General features: G+C 48.0%; 1 protein-coding gene. It reads right to left on the bottom strand.

What is annotated here, in order from left to right:
* Positions 1 to 323 precede the first annotated feature (323 nt).
* Positions 324 to 1088, bottom strand: a 765-nt coding sequence (locus tag F6K53_RS44865) for a carboxypeptidase-like regulatory domain-containing protein (RefSeq protein WP_293087547.1), incomplete at its 5' end; no start/stop codon positions are given.

Raw genomic sequence — 1088 nt, forward strand, 5'->3', positions numbered from 1 at the left:
CGCGCACGGGTGCGCGTTCAGCCGTCAGCTATCAGCTATCAGCTTATGGGTTAGGTCACAGCGTCGAAGCCTGTGCCACGCTAGAAGCCAAAGCCCATGCTACTTGAGGTGCTAGCAGGCGCTTTAACTGCACGGGTTCGGATCAGTAAAACGAGCAAGGATTTTAAACCAGCCGTACCAGCCCGTCACCTTATTTACTACCTCCCGTTGATTAACTGACCGCTAAGGGCTGTTCGCGCAGCTTGCGCGTAGCGCATTAGCTGAATGCTTACCCGATTACCTGTAAACTCTTTGCTGGCTACAAAACACTTAAGGATTAAAGACTAAGGTTTAAGGAGTATCGATAAATTCAGTTCTTGGAAAGGTTCGGAATCTGGCTTAATCTCAATTTGATTCGGTTGAGCCGATTCACCATTAATCAGTAAATTATACTTACCCTGCTGCAAGCCTTCTAAATAAAAGACCCCAGCACCGTTGGTAATCGAAAAAATCGATTTTCCTGAATCAACTGGTACTGCTTCTACCTTCGCCCCCTGCACCGCTTCTCCCGTAGTATCAGTTACTACACCTGCAAAGGTGTAGGATAGTACCATTGGCACAGTAACCGGAGTATAGCTACCCGGCACCACCTCCACTGCATAAGCGGATTCCTCGGGTTTCCAGTCGATGGGATATCCGGCAGGGTCAAGGTCGAGGCGATAGGTGTCAGGGTCGAGTTTGACAAAAATCCCATTGTTGCGAATGTCTGGTCGAAACGAGGTTATCGATTTATTATTCAGCAGTAACAGTAAATCCGGCTCTTCGACGTAAATTTCTTCCCCTTTATCTCGCTTACCATTGCCATTGTTGTCAAAGAATGGCTGAATTAACAATCCTCCTCGGCTGCGTAAGCGGTCAAAGCGGGTGTCGGCACCGCTAATCCCTGATTGGACATTGATATTGGGAGAAAGCTCAATCCTGAAAGTGCTGCCATCAGAGCTAGTAGATATTTCTTGGTAACGTAACCGCAATACTAATCCGGGAATCACCGCACTGGAAGCTGAGGCAATCAATCCATTACCCCGAGAACCGAAGCCATAGCCGAAATC

It is taken from the genome of Moorena sp. SIO4A1 (assembly GCF_010672065.1).
Classification (GTDB): domain Bacteria; phylum Cyanobacteriota; class Cyanobacteriia; order Cyanobacteriales; family Coleofasciculaceae; genus Moorena.